This is a genomic window from Bacillus sp. FSL W7-1360 (assembly GCF_038592975.1).
GTDB classification, from domain to species: domain Bacteria; phylum Bacillota; class Bacilli; order Bacillales; family Bacillaceae_D; genus Shouchella; species Shouchella lonarensis.
In genome coordinates this window covers 1360629-1383838 of sequence record NZ_CP151950.1, presented here as the reverse complement: position 1 = coordinate 1383838, position 23210 = coordinate 1360629, and the positions used below count along the sequence as shown (strand labels likewise).

At 42.7% G+C, this 23210-nt stretch carries 29 protein-coding genes and 1 riboswitch; of the genes, 17 read left to right on the top strand and 12 right to left on the bottom strand.

Annotated features, from left to right (window positions below; all coding sequences use genetic code 11):
• Positions 1-17: 17 nt before the first annotated feature.
• From aspA to NSQ26_RS06890, 7 genes are all read left to right on the top strand, one after another.
• A complete protein-coding gene (aspA, locus tag NSQ26_RS06920; protein WP_499719908.1) occupies positions 18-1433 on the top strand; it encodes an aspartate ammonia-lyase in 1416 nt (471 codons plus the stop codon).
• A riboswitch (TPP riboswitch) is annotated at positions 1433-1543 on the top strand. (Overlaps the previous gene by 1 nt.)
• A 57-nt stretch (positions 1544-1600) precedes the next feature.
• Positions 1601-2233 carry a thiamine phosphate synthase gene (gene thiE / locus NSQ26_RS06915; RefSeq protein ID WP_499719907.1) on the top strand — a complete coding sequence of 211 codons (633 nt, stop codon included), beginning with the start codon at positions 1601-1603 and terminating at the stop codon, positions 2231-2233.
• Positions 2230-2430 carry a sulfur carrier protein ThiS gene (gene thiS / locus NSQ26_RS06910; protein ID WP_499719905.1) on the top strand — a complete coding sequence of 67 codons (201 nt, stop codon included), beginning with the start codon at positions 2230-2232 and terminating at the stop codon, positions 2428-2430. Before thiE ends, thiS begins: the two co-directional genes overlap by 4 nt.
• Before the next feature lie 2 nt (positions 2431-2432).
• A complete protein-coding gene (locus NSQ26_RS06905; protein WP_499719904.1) occupies positions 2433-3212 on the top strand; it encodes a thiazole synthase in 780 nt (259 codons plus the stop codon).
• Positions 3209-4321 (top strand): glycine oxidase ThiO, encoded by a 1113-nt coding sequence (thiO, locus tag NSQ26_RS06900; protein ID WP_499719902.1) that lies wholly within the window; start codon positions 3209-3211, stop codon positions 4319-4321. Before NSQ26_RS06905 ends, thiO begins: the two co-directional genes overlap by 4 nt.
• A gap of 18 nt (positions 4322-4339) precedes the next feature.
• Positions 4340-5149, top strand: a complete 810-nt coding sequence (gene thiD, locus NSQ26_RS06895; protein WP_499719901.1) for a bifunctional hydroxymethylpyrimidine kinase/phosphomethylpyrimidine kinase — start codon at positions 4340-4342, stop codon at positions 5147-5149.
• 1 nt (position 5150) lies between these two features.
• A complete protein-coding gene (locus NSQ26_RS06890; protein WP_499719900.1) occupies positions 5151-5720 on the top strand; it encodes a hypothetical protein in 570 nt (189 codons plus the stop codon).
• Positions 5721-5769: 49 nt separating this feature from the next.
• On the opposite strand, the gene NSQ26_RS06885 is transcribed toward NSQ26_RS06890, so the two are convergent.
• Positions 5770-6282, bottom strand: coding sequence for a YjcG family protein (locus NSQ26_RS06885; RefSeq protein ID WP_090775528.1), 513 nt, complete (start codon positions 6280-6282; stop codon positions 5770-5772).
• A 22-nt stretch (positions 6283-6304) separates the two neighbouring features.
• The gene (locus tag NSQ26_RS06880) at positions 6305-7033 is read right to left on the bottom strand and encodes an alpha/beta hydrolase (protein ID WP_499719897.1); all 729 of its coding nucleotides are present in this window, start codon (positions 7031-7033) and stop codon (positions 6305-6307) included.
• 277 nt (positions 7034-7310) lie between these two features.
• On the opposite strand from NSQ26_RS06880, the gene NSQ26_RS06875 reads away from it, so the two are divergent.
• Positions 7311-7499, top strand: coding sequence for a hypothetical protein (locus tag NSQ26_RS06875; protein ID WP_090775530.1), 189 nt, complete (start codon positions 7311-7313; stop codon positions 7497-7499).
• Positions 7500-7508: 9 nt separating this feature from the next.
• Here the strand turns inward: NSQ26_RS06875 and NSQ26_RS06870 are convergent, their stop codons facing one another.
• Complete coding sequence (locus tag NSQ26_RS06870; RefSeq protein WP_499719895.1) at positions 7509-7799, bottom strand: helix-turn-helix domain-containing protein; 291 nt, start codon at positions 7797-7799, stop codon at positions 7509-7511.
• 190 nt (positions 7800-7989) lie between these two features.
• Between NSQ26_RS06870 and NSQ26_RS06865 the strand changes: the two genes are divergently transcribed.
• Positions 7990-8208 carry a helix-turn-helix domain-containing protein gene (locus NSQ26_RS06865; RefSeq protein ID WP_090775532.1) on the top strand — a complete coding sequence of 73 codons (219 nt, stop codon included), beginning with the start codon at positions 7990-7992 and terminating at the stop codon, positions 8206-8208.
• A 196-nt stretch (positions 8209-8404) separates the two neighbouring features.
• Here the strand turns inward: NSQ26_RS06865 and NSQ26_RS06860 are convergent, their stop codons facing one another.
• The 4 genes from NSQ26_RS06860 to msrA form a co-directional block, all read right to left on the bottom strand.
• A complete protein-coding gene (locus tag NSQ26_RS06860) occupies positions 8405-9181 on the bottom strand; it encodes a hypothetical protein (protein ID WP_090775533.1) in 777 nt (258 codons plus the stop codon).
• A 161-nt stretch (positions 9182-9342) separates the two neighbouring features.
• A complete protein-coding gene (fumC, locus tag NSQ26_RS06855) occupies positions 9343-10731 on the bottom strand; it encodes a class II fumarate hydratase (protein WP_499719893.1) in 1389 nt (462 codons plus the stop codon).
• 84 nt (positions 10732-10815) lie between these two features.
• Entirely contained in the window at positions 10816-11265 is a 450-nt protein-coding gene (gene msrB / locus NSQ26_RS06850; protein ID WP_499719891.1) for a peptide-methionine (R)-S-oxide reductase MsrB, read from the bottom strand.
• Positions 11255-11794: a peptide-methionine (S)-S-oxide reductase MsrA gene (gene msrA, locus NSQ26_RS06845; RefSeq protein WP_499719889.1), complete on the bottom strand. Its 540-nt coding sequence runs from the start codon at positions 11792-11794 to the stop codon at positions 11255-11257. The genes msrB and msrA overlap by 11 nt, the downstream gene beginning before the upstream one ends.
• Before the next feature lie 176 nt (positions 11795-11970).
• Here msrA and NSQ26_RS06840 point away from each other — a divergent pair, with 176 nt between their 5' ends.
• Together NSQ26_RS06840 and NSQ26_RS06835 are read left to right on the top strand one after the other, a co-directional pair.
• Positions 11971-13266 carry an NCS2 family permease gene (locus NSQ26_RS06840; RefSeq protein WP_499719887.1) on the top strand — a complete coding sequence of 432 codons (1296 nt, stop codon included), beginning with the start codon at positions 11971-11973 and terminating at the stop codon, positions 13264-13266.
• A 373-nt stretch (positions 13267-13639) separates the two neighbouring features.
• Positions 13640-15256 carry an ATP-binding protein gene (locus NSQ26_RS06835; RefSeq protein ID WP_499719885.1) on the top strand — a complete coding sequence of 539 codons (1617 nt, stop codon included), beginning with the start codon at positions 13640-13642 and terminating at the stop codon, positions 15254-15256.
• Here NSQ26_RS06835 and NSQ26_RS06830 read toward each other — a convergent pair.
• Complete coding sequence (locus tag NSQ26_RS06830) at positions 15219-15857, bottom strand: LysE family translocator (protein WP_499719884.1); 639 nt, start codon at positions 15855-15857, stop codon at positions 15219-15221. The two genes, NSQ26_RS06835 and NSQ26_RS06830, sit on opposite strands and share 38 nt — an antisense overlap.
• A 199-nt stretch (positions 15858-16056) precedes the next feature.
• On the opposite strand from NSQ26_RS06830, the gene NSQ26_RS06825 reads away from it, so the two are divergent.
• Together NSQ26_RS06825 and NSQ26_RS06820 are read left to right on the top strand one after the other, a co-directional pair.
• Positions 16057-16791, top strand: a complete 735-nt coding sequence (locus NSQ26_RS06825; RefSeq protein ID WP_499719883.1) for a YqcI/YcgG family protein — start codon at positions 16057-16059, stop codon at positions 16789-16791.
• Positions 16792-16876: 85 nt separating this feature from the next.
• Positions 16877-17374, top strand: a complete 498-nt coding sequence (locus NSQ26_RS06820) for a L,D-transpeptidase (protein WP_090775625.1) — start codon at positions 16877-16879, stop codon at positions 17372-17374.
• Between the two features lie 55 nt (positions 17375-17429).
• Here NSQ26_RS06820 and prli42 read toward each other — a convergent pair whose 3' ends face one another.
• Positions 17430-17528 carry a stressosome-associated protein Prli42 gene (gene prli42 / locus NSQ26_RS06815; RefSeq protein ID WP_176763841.1) on the bottom strand — a complete coding sequence of 33 codons (99 nt, stop codon included), beginning with the start codon at positions 17526-17528 and terminating at the stop codon, positions 17430-17432.
• A gap of 82 nt (positions 17529-17610) precedes the next feature.
• Here prli42 and NSQ26_RS06810 point away from each other — a divergent pair, with 82 nt between their 5' ends.
• Positions 17611-18009, top strand: a complete 399-nt coding sequence (locus NSQ26_RS06810; protein WP_499719882.1) for a VOC family protein — start codon at positions 17611-17613, stop codon at positions 18007-18009.
• Positions 18010-18057: 48 nt separating this feature from the next.
• The gene (locus NSQ26_RS06805; protein WP_499720005.1) at positions 18058-19197 is read left to right on the top strand and encodes a M20/M25/M40 family metallo-hydrolase; all 1140 of its coding nucleotides are present in this window, start codon (positions 18058-18060) and stop codon (positions 19195-19197) included.
• Between the two features lie 45 nt (positions 19198-19242).
• Here NSQ26_RS06805 and cbpB read toward each other — a convergent pair whose 3' ends face one another.
• A complete protein-coding gene (gene cbpB / locus NSQ26_RS06800; protein WP_090775540.1) occupies positions 19243-19683 on the bottom strand; it encodes a cyclic-di-AMP-binding protein CbpB in 441 nt (146 codons plus the stop codon).
• A 170-nt stretch (positions 19684-19853) separates the two neighbouring features.
• On the opposite strand from cbpB, the gene NSQ26_RS06795 reads away from it, so the two are divergent.
• A complete protein-coding gene (locus NSQ26_RS06795) occupies positions 19854-20096 on the top strand; it encodes a hypothetical protein (RefSeq protein WP_499719881.1) in 243 nt (80 codons plus the stop codon).
• Between the two features lie 28 nt (positions 20097-20124).
• Here the strand turns inward: NSQ26_RS06795 and NSQ26_RS06790 are convergent, their stop codons facing one another.
• Entirely contained in the window at positions 20125-21897 is a 1773-nt protein-coding gene (locus tag NSQ26_RS06790; RefSeq protein WP_499719879.1) for a S8 family peptidase, read from the bottom strand.
• Positions 21894-22703: a divergent polysaccharide deacetylase family protein gene (locus NSQ26_RS06785; protein ID WP_499719878.1), complete on the bottom strand. Its 810-nt coding sequence runs from the start codon at positions 22701-22703 to the stop codon at positions 21894-21896. The genes NSQ26_RS06790 and NSQ26_RS06785 overlap by 4 nt, the downstream gene beginning before the upstream one ends.
• A gap of 191 nt (positions 22704-22894) precedes the next feature.
• Between NSQ26_RS06785 and NSQ26_RS06780 the strand changes: the two genes are divergently transcribed.
• Positions 22895-23191: a hypothetical protein gene (locus tag NSQ26_RS06780; protein ID WP_090775544.1), complete on the top strand. Its 297-nt coding sequence runs from the start codon at positions 22895-22897 to the stop codon at positions 23189-23191.
• Positions 23192-23210: the final 19 nt, after the last annotated feature.

Genomic DNA, 23210 nt, shown 5'->3' with positions numbered 1-23210 from the left:
AGGAGCTTAAAACGTACATGAGTGAATATCGGATTGAACGAGATTTACTAGGTGAAAAACAAGTGTCAAAAGAAGCGTATTATGGCATCCAGTCACTACGGGCGCAGGATAATTTCCCGATTACTGGTTATCCGCCTCATCCAGCGTTGATTCATGCTTTTGGTTATGTGAAGAAAGCGGCAGCCTTAGCAAATCGTGATGTTGGGGTATTACGTCCAAATATTGCAGATGCAATTGTTCGGGCAAGCGAGGAAGTGATTGCTGGGAAGTTAGATGATCATTTTATCGTTGATGCGATTCAAGGTGGGGCGGGTACATCTTTTAACATGAATGCCAACGAAGTCATTGCGAATCGTGCGATTGAATTACTTGGTGGCGTAAAAGGTGACTACATGCAAGTGAGCCCGAATACGCATGTCAATATGGCACAATCGACAAATGATGCTTTTCCGACAGCAATTCACATTGCTGCGCTAACGTTAACTGGGGCGCTTACAAAAGAGTTAAAGGCACTTATTGAAGCCATTAAGAAAAAAGAAATTGAATTTGCTGGCGTGCTGAAGATGGGACGAACCCATTTGCAAGATGCGGTGCCGATTCGTCTCGGTCAAGAATTTGGTGCGTATCGCCGTGTGTTGTCGCGTGATGTGAAGCGAATTGAGCGGGCGTGTGCACATTTGTATGAGATCAATATGGGTGCAACAGCGGTAGGTACGGGCTTAAATGCAGCTCCTGCGTACATTGAAAAGGTTGCGACATATTTAGCAGAACTGACTGGTTTCCCATTAAAGACAGCAGAAGACCTTGTTGATGGGACACAAAATACGGATGCATATACAGAGCTGTCAAGTGCATTAAAGATTTTGGCAATCAATTTGTCAAAAATAGCAAATGATTTACGGTTAATGAGCTCAGGTCCATTAACAGGGTTGAATGAAATTAATTTACCGCCACGTCAACCAGGCTCATCGATTATGCCGGGGAAAGTGAACCCTGTCATGTGTGAAGTGGTCAATCAGCTGGCGTTCCAAGTCATTGGCAATGACCATACGATTAGTTTAGCGTCAGAAGCAGGGCAACTGGAGTTAAATGTGATGGAGCCAGTGCTCGTATTTAACTTATTGCAATCACTATCGGTGCTACAAAACGGGATGCGTGTGTTTAAAGAATATGCGATTTTTGGGATGACTGCAAATGTCGAACGATGCCGTGAACTTGTGGAGCGCAGCATTGGTATCGTGACCGCGATTAATCCGCATGTTGGTTATGAAGTGGCAACGCGGATTGCGATTGAAGCAATGGAAACCGGACGTTCTGTGCGCGATGTTTGTATTGAGCGTGGGGTGCTGACAGAAGAAGAGTTAAACGTCATTCTCGACCCACAAGAAATGACGGAGCCTGGCATTGCTGGGGCAGATTTTTTATCTTCATAAAGAAAGACTAGGGGAGCCAAGAGAAGCTTGGCTGAGAATAAGAACGTGTTTCTTTTACCCTTATACCTGATCTGGTTCATGCCAGCGTAGGGAAGTCACGTAATACGTTTTTTGACGTGGCTATTTGTGTAGCCACGTCTTTTCTACTTTGAGAGGAGCGTGTAAATATGAGAGATTTTTCATTGTATGCGATTACTGGGGAAGCATTTCATCCAGGCCGTGACATTGCCGAGGTCATGGAAGAAGCGATTTGTGGTGGGGTTGACATGGTTCAATTGCGTGACAAAACGAGTAGTAAGCAGCAAGTGTTGGAAAAGGCATATGCTTTGAAAAAAGTGACAGACGCATATGGTGTGCCGCTCATTATTAATGACCATATTGATGTAGCACTCGCTGTTGATGCGGATGGGGTGCATGTGGGGCAAAATGATTTGCCGCTAGCGGACGTGCGCCACATTGTTGGTTCAGAAAAGATTATTGGTGTGTCTACACATGCGCTGTCTGAAGCAATTGCGGCAGAAAAAGGAGGCGCAAATTACATTGGTGTCGGACCAATTTTTCCGACGAATAGCAAAGTAGATGTCTTTGCACCGGTGACGACGGCGTACATTCGTGAAGTGGTGCAACATGTGAACATTCCGTTCGTCGCGATCGGTGGAATCAAAGTCGAGAATGTCGCAGAAGTCGTTTCTGCAGGTGCGAAGAGAATTAGTGTCATTAGTGCGATTGCAGGAGCCAAAGATGTGAAGGCAGCAACTAGCGCATTAAAAGCGGCATTAAAAGGAGCGCGTACATCATGAAGCAGATCACTGTAAACGGAAAAGGGTATACACTAGACGTGCCGAGTGTTGCCGCACTTGTGGCTCATTTTTCACTTGTTGCTGAGCATGTCGTTGCGGAAGTAGATGGTGCAATTGTTGCGCGGGAGTCATGGGATGATACAACAATTGAAGACGGCATGCGTATTGAACTTGTTCATTTTGTTGGAGGGGGATAAATATGAAACAGAAGCAGTTGGTCATTGGTGGGGTAGCGTTATCTTCACGGTTTTTTATTGGGACAGGTCGTTATCCGAATCCATTTGTACAGCGTGAGGCAATAAAAGCAGCTGGATCAGATGTGCTGACCTTTGCAATCCGACGTATTCATTTAGATGAGCCGGAGGATGATGCGATTTTACAGCATTTAGAAGGAGGATCATTCCAATATCTGCCCAACACGTCAGGCGCAACGAACGCCGAGGAGGCGATTCGGATTGCGCGGTTAGCGAGAGCAGCAGAACTCAGTGATTGGATCAAAGTAGAAATTAGTGCGTCAACTCGAACATTGCTTCCAGATCCAATTGAGACATTAAAAGCAACAGAAGTACTTGTGAAAGAAGGTTTTACCGTTCTCCCGTATACTTCGGATGATCCGGTGACATGTAAAAGACTTGCAGAAGTAGGTGCGGCAGCGGTAATGCCGGGTGCTTCTCCAATTGGAACAGGGCTTGGGATTTTAAATCCATACCATTTAGGAATCATTGTCGAGGAAGCAACCGTTCCAATCATTGTTGATGCGGGGCTTGGATCAGCCAGTGATGTTGTGTATGCGATGGAGCTTGGGGTTGATGGTATCCTTGCGAATACAGCTGTGGCAAAAGCGAAAGACCCAGTGAAAATGGCACGTGCGTTTGCGGCGGCAGTAGAGGTCGGGCGTCTGTCTTATGAAGCAGGGAGAATCGCGAAAAAGCGTTATGCAACTGCAAGCAGCCCTATCGGAGAGGCGGAACGATTGTGAACGTGATCGTCTTAGGGGGAGGTGTCATTGGTTTAGCAAGCGCTTTAGCACTTGCAGAGGCGGGGATGAAAGTGACATTGCTTGAAAAAGCGCAATGTGGGGGACAAGCATCCGGCGCGGCAGCAGGCATGTTGGCGCCTTATTCAGAGATTGGTGAAGATCCAGATGACTTTTTTCATCTCTGTCAGGCGAGCTTACGTTTATTTCCGCAATGGCAAGCGTATGTGAAGGAATGCACCGGACGTGATTTTGCTTATACGCGCTCGGGCAGTTTATACTTGGTGTATCATGAAGCTGATTTGTTGGCATTATCAACGCGTCAAGCATGGCAATCAATGTTCGGTGTCAAAAGCACGGTGCTTACACAAGCAGAAGTGTGCGAGCGCGTGCCATCAATTGCTCCTGATGTAGTTGGCGCGCTGTATTATCCAGAGGAAGCACATATATATGCGCCAGATTATGTGTTGGCACTGGAGGGAGCTTGTCGAAAAAAAGGGGTTATTATTCGAGAAGAACTCGGTTTCATCGCTTTACACGATGTGCGTGAAAGTGGTGTGTCTGTTAAAATAGGTGCTCGGGAAGTATTACACGCCGATCGGGTCGTTGTCGCAACGGGTGCTTGGACCGAATGTTTCGCTGAAAAGCTCAATCTATCGTTGCCGATTTACCCGATCCGAGGACAAATTTGTGCTTATCATGCAAACCCTTTACCAACTGAACATATGTTATACACAAGTCAAGGTTACCTCGTGCCTAAAATGAATGGGACGATGGTAAGTGGCGCATCAGAAGATATTGCTGGATTCAACACGGAGATAACAGAAAAAGGTATTACTCGTTTAAAAAGATGGAATAAGAAAATTCTCCCGTATTTAGCCGCAGAAGAGCCGTTTCATACGTGGGCAGGATTGCGGCCAGCGACACAAGATGGCTATCCGTTTATCGGACCGCTTGAAAATTATCCATCGATTTATATGGCGTGTGGTCATTATCGCAATGGGATTCTACTTAGTGCAATTACAGCGAAAGTGATAACGGAACAGATGCAGGGAAAAAAGCCTACTATTAAGTTGGATGCTTTTTGCCTGGAGCGATTTTCATACGTTTAGAGAGTGAGGATGAGGTGTATGCAGAAGGTTTTAACGATTGCAGGATCAGATTCAGGTGGGGGAGCCGGCATCCAAGCGGATATAAAAACATGTCAAGCATTAGGGGTGTACAGTGCCTCAGTGATTACAGCTTTGACAGCACAAAATACGCGTGAGATTACTGCCGTGGCACCGGTCGAACGTGCGATGATACGGGCGCAATTAGACGCGGTTTTTAATGATATTCATATCGATGTCGTAAAAACGGGTATGCTTGCTAATAAGGGAACGATCCAGCTTGTAGTGAATCGGTTACGTGCGTATGAAGTAGAGAATCTAGTCGTTGATCCAGTGATTACTTCTACAAGTGGCACCGTCTTGTTGACGGAAGAAGGGCTAGATTGTTTGCGGACAGAATTACTGCCATTAGCCTCTGTGTTAACACCAAACATAGACGAGGCTGCGCTTTTACTAGGAGAAAGTCCAACGTTTGATATAAAATGGATGAAACAAGCAGCGAAACGGCTCCAGCGATTTGGTCCTCAAATTGTTATTGTGAAAGGGGGTCATTTAGAAGGCTCTGAGGCAGTGGATGTTGTTTATGATGGGACAACATTTACAATGTTACAATCATCACGTATTCACACATCTTCCACACATGGAACAGGATGTACGTTTGCGGCTGCGGTTGCAGCATCACTTGCAAAAGGTATGGTTTACAAAGAAGCATTTCAAAATGCAAAATTGTTCACGCACACAGCGATAGCACATGCTTTCCCAGTTGGCACTGGCAAGGGGCCACTCAATCATTATGCGCATATGCAAACAGACAACAAGGGAGTTCGTTAAGGTGAGAAAACATTTTATTGTATTGATTTTACCAGTGATCTTAATGCTTATCATTGCCGTTAGTGGCTTGTATTACTTGAAACAAGAAAAGGTTTTTTCTAATGAATTGTTACAAAGAGAAATTGAGATTACAGCTGAAGTGAGAGGGGATGAGCTTACTTTGTCATGGCGCTGGCCACAGATGCCGAGCGATGGGATGTATGGGACAGATTATATAGGCATTGCTTTTGACAAAGCTGCTGAGGTATCAGTAGGAGAAGTGATACTCCCACTGGAGGAGGAACAAGTTTTCAGAGGCACACGCATTGAGAACGGCGTCGTTTTTAGTTATCCTACAGAGATGATCGAGCATGAAAGTGTTGGGGCCAGAGGACAACTACGGCAAGTGTTACCAGCCAATGTAGACTTAGATGAAGTGCATGTGACAATGTTACATACGTGGACCAATCATGAAGACTTACGTATAAAGGACGCATTATTTGAAGAGCCTCGTTTTGGTGAGGCGAAGGCGGTGCAACATTGGGTAAAGACAATGACTTTAAGTGAGTTAATTGCTGAGAAAAAGTCTTGATGAAAAGCAGGCGGCAGGGTGATTTAATCTCCCTGCCGCCTGTAGTTTGTCATCCTTCTAGTAAGAATGTTTCATATACGGTCCACGAACCGTTCTCTAATTGATATAGCAACTGCATGCGATCAATCTCTTCACGATGTGAGACCTCTGTCATTGTGAGTTGTCCAATGATGTCTGCATGTTCTGCTTTTGAAAGTCCCTGTGCAATGGTGACATGGGGGACAAAGACAGAGTGCTCTTTTTCAGTAGGAAAAGGTTCTGTGTACAATGCGTCGTTCAAAGACTGTAGTGTTTCATTTTCTTTGATCTTGTAAAATATGGTTGTTGACTGAGGATAAAATGTGTCAACTTTATATATATCAATGACCACAGGTGGGTGCTTTTTCGCAATCGTTCGCAGTGCCCGTGTGATGAGAGGTAAGTTTTCTTCATCAAAGTTAAAGCTTTCTTTCAGCGTAACATGTGGTGGAATGTTTGCATAGTGCGCATCATAGCGACGACGATACGCATTGGCTGTGTCTTGAAATTTCTTTGATGGAAATAATACAATACCATAGTTCATAAACATTGACCTCCTTGAGTAGTCAGGTGGATAAAACGTTTTTTAAAGCATGAGGTAAATCCTTTTGCCAATGTGTCCATGTATGGTCACCTGAAAATTCTTTGTACGTATAAGAAAAGGGAGTGCGTGTTAGCAGTTGGTGAAGTACACGGTTTGGGGTAAGGAAATCTGCTTTTTCTCCAGTTGTTAATGTTACATTCGTTTCTTCTGTGCCTATCGCATGATAAATGGTTAGCGGGACAGTCTTGTTATATGCTTCTACAGTATTCAACAGTGGTTGATTCACATAAGGCGAATGCAGGATGACACGTCCGAATAAGGATGGGTAGGCTAATGCACATTGCAATGAGGCGGTTGCTGCAAGTGAGTCACCAGCAAGTGTTCGCGCATGAGCCATGATCTCTGTTGAAAATGTTTGTTCAATAAATGGTAACAATTCGCATGCAAGGAATCGGCTATAATGAGTGGAAATGGGACTTTCTGGATGATACCATGCTCTGCGTGTCGCAATATCTGGATAGGGCACGCCGACAATAATCGTCTCTTCTATCTCCATATCCTCCATTAATTCTTCTGCTTGCCTTGCAATCCGCCCTAAGCGAAAGTAGTCATGACCATCTTGACAAATGAGCAATCCATAGCTCTTCAAAGGTGTATAGTTTGCTGGTCTGTACACAGGGAGGGACAGGACATGATTTAAATATGTACTCTCTATTGTAAGTTGTAGAAGGGTACCTTGTAAACTACTCATTGATGATTTCCTCTCTTTTTAACAAATAATCAGTTGGAGCGTCATGAAAATGGATATGAATACCATAAATTGGGCATGAAATACTTATGTAAATAGTGTAACATGGTTTGTGAACAAGATGTAAGGGGAAGAGGTCGATTTTTATGTAAATCATAAAAATCGACAGGACAACCTTTGTTTTTTTAACGTTTTGATCATATAATATGACAATGATGGGCAAGATACAAGGAGAGATTTCTTTATGAAATCTTTATCTGCGAACAGGAGGAGAAGGTGAATGGGACGCCGGAAACCGCGCTGGGTATATTATAAAGGCGTGTTTCGATCACAGTTTCAAGCTGGCTGTATGAAGGCAAGGCTAGAAGATAATTGGCAGCAAGGATATGAACCCGGTCCATTTATTGAAGTACGAAAACTTCGTACGGATAAGTATGTTATTCGTTATACGTATGATGAAATGATGTGATTGCTTGTTTTAACGGTACTTCCGGTAAAGATTCAATGCATCCTGAAGAAATTGTTGTTCTTTTTCCGATAGTGTCGTTGGATGAAAAAGCATTTCAGTCTGCTCGTCTGTACGTCCGAGGAGAAAATCGCAACTAACATTGTAAAAATCAGCTAAGCGGTGTAAGTTGTCAAGGTCAGGTTTTCGAGAACCATTTTCATATCCAGAAATGGTTGATTGCGCCATATTTAATGTTTGTCCTACTTCCTTCATTGTCAGACGTGCTTTTAAACGGCATTCTTTTAGTCGTTGTGGAAACATAGTTGTCTTCGTCCTTTCTCTGTTCTAAAGATGTTTGTCGTGTCTATGGTGAATCTCTTGCCTTTCCTTATTATACTTTCCAAAGTGTAAATTTGGAAGGGGTATGCAAAATGAATTGAATTGAACGCTATATGCGTTGTAAAATGGTAAGAGCACGATGAGATTTCAATATTTAAGGAGGAAATGTGTGATGTTAGGGAAACTTCGCTTGTTGCGATTAGAGCATGGAATGAGTTTAGGGGAAGTAGCAGAAAAGATTGGTATTTCGGCTGGATACATGTCGCAAATAGAATCAGGAAAGCGTCATATGAGTGCAGAAGTAGCAAATCAAATTGCTGAGTTATACAATACGGATCGTGATGAATTGTTTGAAGCAACGCGCTACAAAACCATTGATGTAAGTAGATAGGTGAAATGAGGGACCAGATCATCCTTCTATACAATATAAACATATAAACATAAACATAATTGTTGTTGATCGCTTTTTGTCGGCAAGGACTGTACAGCGTTGGAGAGCACAAACAGTCCTTTGTCAAAGCGATGACTATGTATGTACATAGAAGAAACAGCACGGAAGGCGAAGCCTTTTGTGCTGTTTTATGCTGTTACATTGTGACTTCAGTTAGTGTGGCTTCAATACGCGGAATATAGATGCTTGTTTTTCCAGTAAAGCTAGAGTCAGTACCAACAAATAACCAAAGTTCTCCGTTGTCATTTGTTTCGGCAACAAATGAATGTGGTGCTGTATGAAAATGCTTTTTTTCATATTCTGCAACAGAAGTGTTTTTAGCCAAGTTCCCAACAGTCAATGCATCTTGTCCACTGAGTGCTCCGTGACCTTTATCGGCACTCATGCGCCAGTAATTGCCATGTTCCCCGATGTAAGCCATAGGCTCATACGGGCTTGCTCCTGCTTTCACATATACATCTTCTCCTGCAGAGAGATCAGGTTGACCTGTTGTGAGATCCGAAACAATATCAAAATCAAATTGAATATCGTACGCTGTGTTTGGTTTTAAATGGAGGTTTTGACTCAGTTTCTTTTTGACAAACATAAACAAATCTCCATGATCATTTTGACCGCTCAAAAAAAGCGCTTTCTTTTCATCGTCCAGCTGCTTCGGAAGTGTGCGATGATCGAATAATAACTCAGAAAGATGTTCCTCTCCTACAAAATATTCCGCAAAGCCGCCAGCCCAGTCATCTGTTCCATCCGAGAAGTTTGACGTGATCACAATATTCTCCTGCTTTAAAACCTGTGCATTTGTTTGGGATTGTGAAAAGTTTTGTGTTGCTGCAGTTGCTGGGTCTTCACCGAAAGTAGTCAATGAGACAGCTCCGACGATAACAGCTGCAAATGTGGACACCATTGTTTTGTTCACTTACATGCCTCCTAGTAGATTAATAGAGTAAATATATATAAATAATAAACCATATAAATGTTTAAATCAACCCAATTATGAGTAGGACTGACCAATTTCTTCTCGCTCGTAAAAAAACACTCAAAAACATTTGTAACAATATTTTTGAGTGTGGGGTTCTTTTATTTAGATGCAATCATATTTTTTGGGACAACGTATTGATCAAATTGTTCTTCAGTCAATAGCCCGCTAGCAATTGCTGCTGCTTTTAATGTTGTTTTTTCGGCATGTGCTTTTTTAGCAATGTGTGCGGCATTCTCATAACCGATATGTGGGTTGAGTGCAGTAACGAGCATGAGAGAGTCGCCTAAATATTGATTCATCTTCTCTTCATCCGCTTCAAGACCGATTAAGCATTTGTCATGGAAATTATTTAGGCCATCTGCGAGTAAGCGCATCGATTGTAAGACGTTATAGATAATGACCGGTTTAAACACGTTCAGTTGGAAATGTCCTTGGCTTGCGGCAAATCCAATCGTTGCATCGTTACCGAGTACTTGAGCTGCGACCATCGTGAGCGCTTCGCTTTGCGTTGGATTCACTTTTCCTGGCATGATCGAGCTTCCAGGCTCGTTTGCAGGAATTGTGACTTCTCCAATCCCACAGCGTGGGCCACTTGCAAGGAGGCGAATGTCATTTGCGATCTTAAAGACGTCAGCAGCAAGGGCTTTTAGGGCACCATGGAAATGAGTGAGTTCATCGTGGCTCGTTAAACCATGAAAATAGTTTTCCGACGCCTGAAAAGTGACCCCTGTTTGTTTGCTTAATTGTTCACATACCGCCGCGCCAAATCCGATTGGTGCATTGAGACCAGTGCCAACAGCTGTGCCGCCAATCGTAAGCGCACGTACGTAGTGCAGTGATTCACGTACCATTTTTGTGCATGTTTCCAGCATATGGCGGAAGCCACTAAGTTCTTGGCCAAACGTCAGTGGGGTTGCGTCTTGCAAGTGTGTACGTCCAATTTTCACGACGTCCTTGAAGTCAGCTTCTTTCTTGGCAAGTGTCGCCTCAAATTGCTGTAGTGCCGGGAGCAAGTCATGTTCGGCGTAGACAACGGTTGCGATGTGCATCGCTGTTGGGAATGTATCATTGGAGCTTTGTGAAGCATTAACGTCGTCATTTGGGTGTACACGCACGTCTTCATGTCCTTGTTCATCCAAGTAGTCATTAGCGATGTATGCAAGCACTTCATTCATATTCATATTTGATTGCGTGCCACTACCTGTTTGCCAGACAACAAGTGGGAAGTGATCATCGAGTTTGCCAGCAATCACTTGGTCAGCAGCATAGGTAATTGCGTCAACTTTGCGTGCATCCATGTCCTTTAATTGTCCGTTGGCAATGGCGGTAGCCTTTTTTAACTCTGCAAAAGCACGAACGACAGCAATCGGCATCTTCTCAGTACCAATTTTAAAATTTTCTAGGCTACGTTGTGTTTGCGCGCCCCAAAAGCGGTCAGCTGGGACCTCAATTGGACCAATTGTATCTCGTTCTGTACGCGTTTTCATTTTTTCATCATCCTTTATAAACATAATCATTCAAGCTATATCATACCAGAAGTCGTGCGATGTTTTAAAGAGAAAAATACAAGTTTATCCTTGGTCCTCGCTATTTGTAAACAACTGTTGATATGCAGCATAGCCTTCTTTTTCTAACTCTGTTTTAGGAATAAAACGTAAAGCCGCCGAGTTAATGCAGTAGCGTGTTCCTGCTTCACCTGGACCGTCCGGAAAAACGTGGCCGAGGTGGGCATCACTATCTTTGCTTCTCACTTCTGTCCGAATGCGCGCAAGGCTACGATCTTCGTGTTCGGTAAGATCATGAGCATCAATAGGTTTTGTAAAGCTTGGCCAGCCGCAACCGGCATCGTATTTATCACGTGAAGAAAAAAGCGCTTTACCGGTAATGATGTCAACATAAATGCCATCTGCTTCTAAATCGAAGTATTCGTTTTGAAAAGGCGGCTCTGTGCCATTCTCTTGTGTAACGTGATACTGCATAGGTGAAAGTTGCTTCTTCAATGATTCTTTGTTACGCTTCATCGTTTTTCCCTCCCCAATGTTGATCAATAAATGCTTTCCGCCCCGAACCTCGATAATATGCCGTGTAATGTTCAGGATTGGTTTTGTAATAGTCTTGGTGCTCCTCTTCAGCTGGATAAAACGTCGTTGCTTTCTCAATAGGAGTGACGATGGGTTTTTGAAACTTGCCACTTTCCTCAAGTGCTCGTTTTGAAGCGATCGCAGCTTCACGTTGGTGTTCGTCATGGTAAAAAATTGCTGTTCGATAAGACAGACCGCGGTCATAAAATTGTCCACCAGCATCAGTCGGATCAATCTGTTGCCAAAAAATATCTAACAGTTGTGTGTACGGGAATTTTTCGGCATCGTACGTAATTTGGACAGCTTCGACATGCCCAGTTGTGTCGCTGCATACCTCTTTATATGTGGGGTTCTTCGTATGTCCACCTGTATAACCAGCTTTAATATCAATGATTCCGTCATAAGAGGTGAAGGGTTTGACCATACACCAAAAGCAGCCACCAGCAAATGTCGCTTTTTTTACAGACATGAGTAGGATACACACTCCTTTCGAATCTTTTTGCAGCTTTATTATAACACGATTTATTTATGGAGAAGATAATATTGCTTACACAATTGAATCTTTCCATTTCCAACCGATCATGTTAGTATTATTTTGGTGTGATGACACTGGGTGGGTGAGGGAAGAAATAAAGAGAGTGGAGAATGTTGAAACAATGGTTGACGAAATTTGAATTAAAGCAGCATGGTACAAGTGTAAAGCAAGAATTTGCAGCTGGAATGGTCGGCTTTTTAACGTGCGCATATATTGTTGCCATTAATAGTACCATCTTAGCGGATGCAGGCATTCCGCTTGCTGGAGCAGCCCTTGCGACAATCTTGACTTCCGCAATCGGCTGTATTGTGATGGGATTATGGAGCAATATGCCTATCATGCTCATTCCAGGAATGGGTATTAACGCAATGTTCACATTTACATTTGTTCAAAGTGCCGGCTTGTCTTGGCAAGAGGCGCTGGCAGTTGTATTTGTTTCGGGTCTTTTATTCATGGTTGTGGCGTTTACACAGCTTGCCGATTTGCTTAATGAAACGATTCCAGATGCCTTAAAGCATGCAATCACTGCCGGAATTGGGTTATTTCTCGCATTTATTGGCTTACAAAAAGGTGGCTTACTCGTTGCGCATCCGGAGACATTTTTACAACTTGCTCCGTTAAGTGAAGCGATGCCACTCGCGACGTTATGTACGCTCGGCGTGGCAATGGCCTTGTATGCGCGTCAGATCCCTGGTCATTTTTTATGGACAATTGTCATTGGCATTGGGATTGGATTATTGGTAGGTGTCGAAACGAGTGGATCTGTCATTAATTTATCACAAACAAATTACAGTGAGGTTTTTGGCCAATTTTCGTTTCAAATGGTTGGCACGGTGACGTTTTGGACATCGGTTTTCGCATTGACGATGGTGTTGACGTTTGAAAACATTGGCCTGATCTCTGGTTATACGTCGGTGTTAAAGCGACCTGATAAGTCAAAGCGAGCGTTACAAGCAAATGCGGTTTCTGCAATGAGTGCCGGGGTATTTGGCACAAGTCCGACCGTCTCAACAGCTGAGACAGCAGCAGCATTATCTGCAGGTGGAAAAACAGGACTAACAGCAGTTGTCACGGGAGGTTTATTTGCGTTAACGGTATTAATTTTACCGTTTTTAGCCTATATTCCAGATAGTGCCATTGCTCCGGTACTCATTATTGTAGGCGGATTAATGATGACACAGTTGCGTTTCGTTTCTTTTGACGATTTTCTGTCATGGTTTCCTGCTTATATGGTAGTGGTGCTCATTCCGTTAACGCATTCCATTGCGGATGGAATTGCGTTTGGCTTTGTATTATATCCTTTGATCCATATATTGGCCGGAAAGATGAGAGTTGTTTCTGTAACAATGTATATCATTGGATTGTTATTTTTTATTCATTTATTATTTTCGGCGCTGTCGCTGTGAACGCTGAAATAAAATAATAAGACAAGAAGTAGGATCATTTTGTCCTGCTTCTTTTCTGTTCGTCATCGTTCTGTGACAAATGGTGAGGTTTTAAAAGTCGTATTGTTATACATAAGAGCGGTGTCGAGCGGCATTTATTTCTGTCGTAATTTCAAGAACGAAAATAATCGCGGAGAAGGAGGATTCATTTTCAGGTTTGCCGAATAGGTTAACAATGTAAGGGAATTTGTCATTCGGGAAGTGTGCATGTTCGCTATGTACGATTAATAAGTAACAATTCATCAGGAAAAGTTCCTTTTCGTGGTTAAAAATGTTTCATTTTGACATTAACAAAGGGGGGGTATGCCAATAGCCAGTGAGTAGGCTGGCGCGTGTGGCTGTAAAAATGAAATTGATCATTGCAGACTTACTCAATCGTAGCACGAAAGCACAAATTATTGTGCTTGCAGACAAAACCATTGTGTACCGAAATACGTTGTTTAATGACATCATGCATGTTCCAGGACACTGTCATCCAGAGGAAGAGATTGCTCAGTATGTGCTTGATGATTTAGGTGATAAATGGAAGATGAAGAAGGTGAGCGGAGAGGTTTGTATTTGTGTTGTAGAAAAAGTCACGTATGAAGATGGCTACACCCTTGTGACGCTTGAAGAGGAGACCGCCGATGTAGGAGAGTGTTTAGCTGATGACGCTCATGAACATCCTGTGTGGATTGCAGATAAAGAAGGAAAGATCAATTCCTGTAATCAAGCGGCAAAGCAATTCCACAATGCCACATCCTTGTTTGAAATTGTGCCTTGGGCGCTTGTTGACTACAATAAAAAGGAACAGTCTATATATTGTCAGAACGACACGCATCGTTATGAACTGCAATTAGTTAGTGGGAAAGCATGTTATGTTGTCGAGTTAGTCTCATGTCACAAGGTATTTCCAAGTGAAAACGATATTCAACGTATGTTGCAGTTGTCTGAGGAGTGTTATGCGATTCATGATATGGAACATGTGTATTTTGCCAATCAAGCAATGCATGATCTGTTGCAGCTGCCAGCAGGGCAATTAAATGGTGAGCAATTGCACGAGTATGTGACAGAGGCAGATTTGATGATTTTAAAGCAAGCACAGGAAGAAGAAAGCCGCACATGGTATCGAGCTGTTCGCATTAAAACAGCTGAAGGCTTATCTCAAGACGTGACATGTGCCATTTTGCCGATCCGACTGGCGGGGAAAGCTGTATTTGTGTCGATGTTAAAAAAACCTATTACGCCCTATAGACGAGAAGAAGCAATGGATGTCGTTTCTCGCTTGGCAGCAAGTATGGCGCATGAAATTCGTAATCCACTCACGTCTATTAAAGGGTTTATGCAATTCTTCTCAGAAAAAGATTTGTTGCCACAATCGTTTTTTCATGTGACAAAACAAGAATTGGAGCGGATAGAACAAATTGTGAGTGAATATGCTTTTTTGGCACGCACCCAAGATCGTGAAGAAGTAACGGAATTTTGTATGAAGGCTTTTTTTCAGTCGTTACTAAAAACAGAGCGCATGAAGGCTGTTGCGGTGACACATCCCATTGAATGGGTGAGTAAAGCGCCTGTTTTTATTACAGGTTGTAAGAAGGATCTACTATTTATGTTTGAACATTTAATTCAAAACGCCGCGGATGCAAGTGAGCCAGGGACACCAATTGTATTAGAAACGGATATAGGCGAGCATGATATTCGTGTGTGCGTTGTTGACGAAGGTGTAGGCATACCTGAAGAAAGACTTCATGTGATTGGTCAGCCATTTTATTCCACAAAAGAAAAAGGGACCGGTCTTGGTTTGATGATTTGCTACACAATTGCTGAGATGCACGGAGGTGCTGTAGATGTACAAAGTGAGATTGGCATAGGCACAAGGGTATCGGTTTTTTTGCCAAGAACGGTGTATCATAAACCATCCTCCTCGCACTTTACTGTGAAAGAACCAGTTGCAGCAATAGGTGAATAAAGTGTGCCGCAAAATAAAAGAGCATAAGACCTGCAAGAATGTTGACGAGGGAAAGTAATTGCCCGCGTAACCACATTGAACCGAAGTGGGCTAAGACAGCAAGATTTACATTCCACAAAAGAATCCCGACAAACAAAAAGAAAATATGAATGTAAAATTCAGTTGATGTTGTGCGATGAATCATTTCTGAAAACAATGATCCGTAAATACCAAACCAAAAAAGGAAGTTAATCGGGTTGAATAAGGCGATGCCGAAGCCAACCCGATATGACTGCCATAAATATGCAGGAGCATATGATGCTCTTTTTTGATGAGAAGAAAGGGAATGGCGATTAGCAATGGATTGACTTCCTAAATAGAGCAGAAATAACGCGCCAATGAAATACAAACCCAATTGCACATGCATTTGTGAAATAAAATGGGAAAGTCCTAAAGAAATTAGTAACATGAAGAGCGCGTCTGCAGTCATACCACCGAGAGCAACAACGATAGCAGCAGCAAAGCCATAAGAGAGACCGCGTTTTAACACTTCTAAACAGATTGGACCTACAGGGGCAGCAAGTGACACACCTAGAATCATTGCAGATGCTGCTTCATACATAAGATATCTCCTTCCCGTTTGCTATGGAGGAATAAATGGCAACCCCTTTCTTACTATTTCATGCGCTTGTCCTCAAAAGTAGAAGCACAAGATTGGTTTAGTCTAACACGACCCTTTCGTTCATAACATACTAAGAAAACAGTTTCTCAGCATGAAACAGTAAATTGTGTCTGAGGGGAATGAAAGGGAGAGGACAGCTTTGAATCAGTCTCAGTTGTATACAAAAGAACAAATGGGTGTAATGAATATGCCAAACTGGGTAAAAAAAACATATGCACAGTATAAAAGGGTTGTAGAGGAACCAGGGTTTCCTTGTTTTTTTGGACAAAAAGAAGAAAGAAGAGGCAATGTGCATTATTCGTACTTATGTCATAATGATTGGGTACATTTGCCGACAACATTGCAGGAATTCATTTCGTTTACAAAGACAACTGGGAATGAGCGAAGTGTTTTTTTGTTGTTTGTGGAGCCGGAGTCAAAAGTGCAACCGTTTGCATATTATCGTCGTTATTTTTGGGATGTGTTAACATATTTGAATCGTAAAGACAAAGAAGAATGGCCCGTAGACATTCCAACTGATCCAGACCATCACTTATGGTCTTTTTGCTTTGCGTCATGCCCGATGTTTGTGTTTGGAAATGCGCCTGCTTATCAGAAGAGACGTGCGCGTAATTTAGGGAAAAGTTTGGTATTAGGTTTCCAGCCGCGTAATATTTTTAAAGGATTAGAGGGGACGTTACAACAAGGACGAGAAGCGCGAGACAAAATACGTAAGAAAGCAGAGAAGTGGGATGGGATTGCTACACACCCAGATGTAGGCTATTATGGTGACCCGACCCACCATGAGTGGAAACAGTTTTTTATTAGTGATGATTGCGAGCCGATTCAAGGGAAGTGTCCTTTCCAGGTGTCAGAGATGAGGGACGGGAAGTAAGAGCGAAAAGAAAATGGATAAAAGGGATGAGGGGAGTAAAAGATAAAATATAATTTAAAAAAGGGGCGACGGTTTAGTGAAAGGAATGAGCTTGTTTTTTACACTGCTTTTATTAGGAACGCAACCGTCTACTTTCATTGAATGGGAAATGCCTCAAGCAAGTGTTATAGTCAATGTACACACGCACACACTCGCGCTCATTGAGTCACGTCATGTGGAAGAAATTCATTCAGTCGCCACGGGTAAAAAGGGGGATGAAACCCCTCTTGGAAAGTTTACGGTTCGGGTAAAAGCGAAAAACCCTTATTACAGAAAGAAAAACATTGCTGGTGGTGCGCCGAATAACCCACTTGGTAGTAGATGGATTGGGTTTGATGCCCTTGGCACAGAAGGACGTACGTATGGTCTGCACGGAACCAATCGTCCAGGCTCGATTGGTTACCGTGTATCCGCTGGCTGTATAAGACTCGCCAATGAGAGTGTGGAGCGTTTATATGAGCGCTTGGAAGTAGGTAGTACCATTGTCATTGTAGATGAAAAAGCATCATTTGAGGCAATCGGTAAGAAATATGGTCTACTTTAGACGATTAAATAAAAAAAGCAGGTAGACCATTTCTCCCCGCTGTGATTGATGCTTCTTAAAAAATACCTAGTCCGGCAGCACCAGTGAAAATGCCGCCTAGAATGAGGGTTCCAATCATAATGTAAACAATGACCCGCTGGAATTTGCGTGGCATACGAACGCCTCCTTACATAATAACGATTCTTACAGTAGTGTATCTAAAAAAACGGAAACAAGCAAGAGGTGAATAAGGTGCAGTGTACAAATTAGATCATGTGGCATACGCAGTTCCAGCGTTGGCATCGTACATACCATGGTTTGAAGAGATTTTTCGAGTACGAGCGTCGAAGATAGAAGTATTAAGAGAGCATAATGTAAACATTGTGTTTTTGGAAGCAGGTTTATTTAAAATTGAACTTATCGAGCCATTACCAAGAAACCAATCCTTAAATTTATTCTTAAAAGAAAAGGGTCCTGGATTTCATCATGTTGCGTTTTCTGTCCGAAAGTTACACGAAGTTTATTTGTCTTTGCGGCAAGCGGGCTGTCGTTTTACATCGGACACTTTGTTAAAGGGGAGTTGTAATCGGAACGTGATTTTTATACACCCACATGTCGCCCAAGGGCTGCTTATTGAACTTTGCGAGGAATCGTGATATGAATAGAGAGTGGTAAAAATGAATGAGCGTTATTGGAATGGGGAGATGTGTATGGATACAAATCGATTGGTTCAAGAATTTGTAACACTTGTACAAACGAGCTCTGAAACAGGTTATGAGGGAGAAATGAGTGAGCTATTGAAGGCGAAGTTTAAGGCGTTAGGTCTGAGGGTGGAGGAAGATCATGCAAAAGAAGTGACTGGTCACGGCGCTGGAAATTTAATTTGCACACTTGAGGCAACGCAAGAAGGCATTGACGCAATCTATTTTACGTCACATATGGATACTGTAGTGCCAGGGAAAGAAATTAAGCCGGTCATAGAGGGTGATATGATTAAAACGGATGGGACGACGATTCTTGGTGCGGATGACAAGGCAGGAATTGCTGCAATGTTAGAAGCCATCCGGATGATTCAAGAACAAGATATTCCGCATGGACAAGTCCAATTTATTATTACAGTTGGTGAAGAGTCTGGTCTAGTTGGTGCAAAAGCACTTCCACCTGAGAAAATTGATGCTGTCTATGGATACGCACTTGACAGTGATGGGGAAGTAGGTGAAATGGTGACCGCTGCGCCTTCTCAGGCGAAAATAAAAGCGTATGTGCGTGGGAGAACAGCTCATGCTGGTGTCGAACCTGAAAAAGGCATTTCAGCCATCACTGTTGCAGCAAAAGCTGTTGCAAAAATGCCACTTGGACGCATTGATGAGGAAACGACGGCAAACATTGGTCGCTTTGCTGGAGGAACAGACCAGACGAACATCGTTTGTGATTCAGTGGAAATTACTGCTGAAGCACGTTCGTTAGACAGCATAAAATTAGAAAAACAAATTACAGCAATGAAAACAGCATTTGAAACAGCTGCCATCGAGATGGGAACGACCTGTGAAGTAGAAGTGACATATGCGTATCCGGGCTACAAAGAAAACGACGACGCGCAAGTTGTACAAACAGCAAAAGCAGCAATTGAGCGGTGCGGTTTTACCCCCCGTACGTTGGCAAGTGGAGGCGGGAGCGATGCAAATGTCATTGCAAGCTTCGGTATTCCAACCATTAATTTGGCAATTGGCTATGAATTTATTCATACGACAAAAGAGCAAATATCGATTACATCGTTGCAAAAGACAACAACGCTCGTTGTGGCAATTATTGAACAGATGGTCGTGAATGGTGGCACTAAATAAGATGAAAAAAAGTAGGTCTGACAGAAATGAACAGACCTACTTTTTTTAATGCTGATGTAAGTACTTACTAATGAGTCCCAGAATGGATCGTCGTGTCAAAATCCCGATAAAAGAGCGATGTTGATCGACGACGCATAGGAACGGGTGGTTAATGGAGAGTGATAATGCTTTTGAAAATGTTGCATCTGGCAAGATGCGTGGGACATCTTCATTCATTGCATCGCGGACACTTTGTTCAGCCAGACGATCCATTTCAAAGTTTTCTACACCGAGAAGGGAATCAAGAATGAGTGACTTACTAATTAGACCACTCAGGCGAAAGGATTCGTCTAAGACAGGGATGGCCGTATAGCCAGATTTAATTAAAACAAGCAGTGCATGTTCGAGCGGATTACCAACTTGGACATGGGCTACTTTGTCAGCAGGGATAATCAATGTTTTGATGTCTGCGTCAGAAAGCAGCCGGTCTTTTAATGCATTTAACAAAGGAATCACTTCTTTTAGTTAGAGTTTTATTGTTCATGCGCCAGGTAAACGACATCAAGAAAAAGCCCTTGCTACTTCATGGTACTCTTTTGACATATATAACGTCAAGGCATGAGTTGGAAATAAACCACTAGGAAATTGTTCATACTAGAAGAAAAAGGTGGGTTCTCATGCACTCAAAGCAAACGGTAAAATATATATGTGAACAGTTTACAAATGGGCATACATATTACTACAAGCAGGAGTATATTACACATGATTGTTGGATGAATTTAACGTCCGTTGCGTGGTCATCCCCGCGCCCAATATCGAAAAAAACATTTTTAAAAAGAGAAACAGAAGGCTATACATGTCAGTATATTCAACGGGAGCCTGCCATCATTCTCCCATTTAAAAAAGAGGCACGTCCTTAAGCGAAGGATGTGCCTTTCTTTCACAGGGTTAATCTTGAATGGAACGGAGCGTTTCTTTTACGTTAATTTCCCCAAATCCGTAATACATATCGTGTGCACTGCGTCCAGAGGAATCGGCCATTTTCATAATGAGTTCGCCTACTTCTGCGTTTGTTAATGTTGGCTGAGCAGATCGCACTAATGCGGCAAGACCAGCGACGTGCGGCGCAGCCATGGATGTTCCAGATAAAACGACATATTGTTGATCAAGGTACGTACTAGCAATATGTTCTCCCGGGGCAGCAACGTCAACATGCGTCCCATAGTTAGAGAAAAAAGCCCGATTGCGATTCTCGTCCACTGCAGCAACTGTAATGACTTCAGGATAAGCAGCTGGATACATGAGGGCATCGTCATTGTCGTTTCCTGAAGCACTAATTAAAACAATATCATTTGCATAAGCGTACTGTATTGCTTCGTATAAAATATTGGCTTGTTCATAGTCGCCAAGGCTTAAGTTAATGATATCTGCCCCGTGATCAACCGCCCAGTAAATTGCACGGGCAACGGAGTAAGAAGAGCCCTCCCCATCGGCGTCAAGTGCTTTGATTGGCATTATTTTGCTTTCCCATGATACGCCAGCGATCCCTTCGACATTATTTGTCATTGCTGCAGCAATACCGGCGACGTGTGTACCATGTCCATTTTCATCATGAAAGTCATTGTTATCATGGATCGCGTTGTAGCCATCAACCAATTTTCCGCGTAAGTCAGGGTGCCTTGGGTCAACACCTGTGTCTATAATGGCGATGGTGGTATTTTTGCCATTGGAAAAAGCCCAGCCTTGTTCGCTTTCAATTTGAGGTAAATTCCATTGGTGTGGCTTAAAAAATTCATCATTAGGACGAATATTTTCTGGCTGTGTAAGCACTTGATTAACAAAAGCGTAGTTTGGTTCAGCAAAAGAAATATCTTGTTGCTGCCGGAGATCTTCAATTATTCGAGTGACCTCTTTTCCATCTTGCTGTAAAACAAAATAAGGGTCATTGGCAGAAATAAGTTTGTACTGAGAATGGTCCGCAAGCCAAGTTGTGATTTCTATTCCACGTGCGAGTTTTACGACAGCTTGTGAAGGATGAAAGGGTGATTCTTTTGTTTCTTCTTTTGATTGCACATAAATATTCCAACCAAGCCCGGGAACTGTCTCTCCTTTTAAACCATCTGGAACATCTTTCATTGTGTCAAACTGAACGTCTGGATCTTCACCTGCAATAAAAAAGGTGCCATTGCTGTCGGCAATGGAAGCAACATCTGTTAAGTAAGACTGAATAAAAGAGAGGTTTACTTCTCCTATCAAGAGGCGTCCATCTTCACAATCTTTGGCAAGTAGGAGACGTTTTTCACCGTTCACGTCGTAAGGATCAGAGTAGTGTTGACCTTGATTGTGGTGGGTCAGCTTAGCTTTATCTATCGTTGATAGTGATCCCGCTGTAATACGTGGTGTTTCGTCTTGATTGAGCATAGCAAAACCTTCAATGTAAGGATGTCGGGTTAATTCAAGCTGAAAATCATCTTTTAAAGTGAGATCCTTCGTCTCTCCCCATCGCTCTAACTGTTGTGAAAGAGAAGAGACAAAAAGGGTCGTTGTCCGCGCCAAGTCTTGCGCCATCAATCGGTTTTTTGCTGCTAAAGGTACGTAACTTTTTCGTTTTTCTGCAGTCATTGACAAGACACCTTTTTGTTCAATCGGTCCTGTTTGGGGTGCACACGCTTGTACAAAAAACAAAATTACAAGTACAGTCAAACATCCTTTCAATCTCATGGTCGGGCTCCTTTTTTAGTGATACGATATAAGTCAGTGTCAAATTTAGGTGTGAGCCATTCCGATGGATAGACAAGCTCAATCCCTTGTTTCTTTAGGTTAGGTAAAGCTTGTGTGATTCCTGCATATGTTTCTTCGCCTTTCACGCCAACATGTCCAATGGCAATGGCCGTGTGTTCTTTTTGAGCAATCTGAATAAACTGTTGCATTTTTTGATAAACATGATGACGATTGGCAAGTGTGTCGTCCAAAAAGATATTACGGACGAGAAATGGGACACCTTCCTTTGTTGCAACAGTTGGGAGAACTGAGCGAGCGGTTGTGCCACTGTCAATGAGGTATAAATGATGGTCTTTAGCAAAATTGACAACACATCGAACAATGCGCTCGTCTTCCATTGCTTTGGAACCCATGTGATTGTTTAAGCCCCTCGCATGCGGAACACGCTCAAGCGCTTCTTCGAGCAAATGCATAATTTCTGAGTTGGATAAGTCCGTCGTAATCGCTTTTGGTCCAAGCCAAGAACGTTTTCCCTTCTTTGGTTCCATGGGCATATGAATAATTACTTCTAGACCTGCATCAAAGGCTTGCTTGTCTTGGGCAATTGAGTAATCTTGAAACGGCATAATGGCAGCTGTAACAGGGAATGTTGCGTTTAAAAACTGCTCCACACCGCCTACATCTCCACCGAAATCATCAATGATAATGGCTGCTTTGTGCGCAGTAGCCACGTTTGAGAAGCTTAAGGAGAACCATAAGAATACTGAAACAACAATGAGACTTTTTTTGTATGAGGATCTGCACATGTCATCATCTCCTTTCCTTACAATAGTGTGAGCCGGTAAAAGATGATCCATGTGTAGATGAGAAAGGAAACTGTTTACAAATGGCGTGCGAGAAAAATGTTATAAAAATGTCATGAGGCAAGGTCTTGCTTCGTTGCAATAAATATGGGTACACTAATGAGGTGATGTTTTTATGTGGAGGGAGTATAAAAGTGAAGCGATATCGTTGGTTGATTGGTGTAGCTGCAAGTATTGTCATTATTATCATGGGGTTTATTATTCAAGTAGAGCATGGACCAGATGAAGATGCACGTGTCATTGTTGACTTTACACTCAAGCGATATAGTGCCCCGGATTGTTTTGATGATGCTGGGTTTACAAACAATATTGGCGAGACAACATATAAGGATGCCGTAGCAAAAGATTTCAAAGAAGAGTCAGTGTGTACGTCGTTGGCTTTTAAAAAGACTAGTGGCCCACTGTGGTTTTCGTGGTTTATAAGTGAATGAAGCAAAAAAAGTCAGCGGC

Coding starts and splice junctions, on each gene's coding strand:
- NSQ26_RS06820 (WP_090775625.1), top strand. CDS start 16,877: ATGAGCTTGTTTTTTACACTGCTTTTATTAGGAACGCAACCGTCTACT.
- msrB (WP_499719891.1), bottom strand. CDS start 11,265: ATGAAGCGTAACAAAGAATCATTGAAGAAGCAACTTTCACCTATGCAG.
- NSQ26_RS06785 (WP_499719878.1), bottom strand. CDS start 22,703: ATGTGCAGATCCTCATACAAAAAAAGTCTCATTGTTGTTTCAGTATTC.
- thiE (WP_499719907.1), top strand. CDS start 1,601: ATGAGAGATTTTTCATTGTATGCGATTACTGGGGAAGCATTTCATCCA.
- NSQ26_RS06840 (WP_499719887.1), top strand. CDS start 11,971: ATGTTGAAACAATGGTTGACGAAATTTGAATTAAAGCAGCATGGTACA.
- NSQ26_RS06870 (WP_499719895.1), bottom strand. CDS start 7,799: ATGTTTCCACAACGACTAAAAGAATGCCGTTTAAAAGCACGTCTGACA.
- thiD (WP_499719901.1), top strand. CDS start 4,340: ATGCAGAAGGTTTTAACGATTGCAGGATCAGATTCAGGTGGGGGAGCC.
- NSQ26_RS06885 (WP_090775528.1), bottom strand. CDS start 6,282: ATGAACTATGGTATTGTATTATTTCCATCAAAGAAATTTCAAGACACA.
- thiS (WP_499719905.1), top strand. CDS start 2,230: ATGAAGCAGATCACTGTAAACGGAAAAGGGTATACACTAGACGTGCCG.
- aspA (WP_499719908.1), top strand. CDS start 18: ATGAGTGAATATCGGATTGAACGAGATTTACTAGGTGAAAAACAAGTG.
- NSQ26_RS06880 (WP_499719897.1), bottom strand. CDS start 7,033: ATGAGTAGTTTACAAGGTACCCTTCTACAACTTACAATAGAGAGTACA.
- NSQ26_RS06795 (WP_499719881.1), top strand. CDS start 19,854: ATGCACTCAAAGCAAACGGTAAAATATATATGTGAACAGTTTACAAAT.
- NSQ26_RS06805 (WP_499720005.1), top strand. CDS start 18,058: ATGTGTATGGATACAAATCGATTGGTTCAAGAATTTGTAACACTTGTA.
- NSQ26_RS06905 (WP_499719904.1), top strand. CDS start 2,433: ATGAAACAGAAGCAGTTGGTCATTGGTGGGGTAGCGTTATCTTCACGG.
- fumC (WP_499719893.1), bottom strand. CDS start 10,731: ATGAAAACGCGTACAGAACGAGATACAATTGGTCCAATTGAGGTCCCA.
- NSQ26_RS06865 (WP_090775532.1), top strand. CDS start 7,990: ATGTTAGGGAAACTTCGCTTGTTGCGATTAGAGCATGGAATGAGTTTA.
- NSQ26_RS06830 (WP_499719884.1), bottom strand. CDS start 15,857: ATGTATGAAGCAGCATCTGCAATGATTCTAGGTGTGTCACTTGCTGCC.
- NSQ26_RS06790 (WP_499719879.1), bottom strand. CDS start 21,897: ATGAGATTGAAAGGATGTTTGACTGTACTTGTAATTTTGTTTTTTGTA.
- msrA (WP_499719889.1), bottom strand. CDS start 11,794: ATGTCTGTAAAAAAAGCGACATTTGCTGGTGGCTGCTTTTGGTGTATG.
- prli42 (WP_176763841.1), bottom strand. CDS start 17,528: ATGCCACGCAAATTCCAGCGGGTCATTGTTTACATTATGATTGGAACC.
- NSQ26_RS06875 (WP_090775530.1), top strand. CDS start 7,311: ATGGGACGCCGGAAACCGCGCTGGGTATATTATAAAGGCGTGTTTCGA.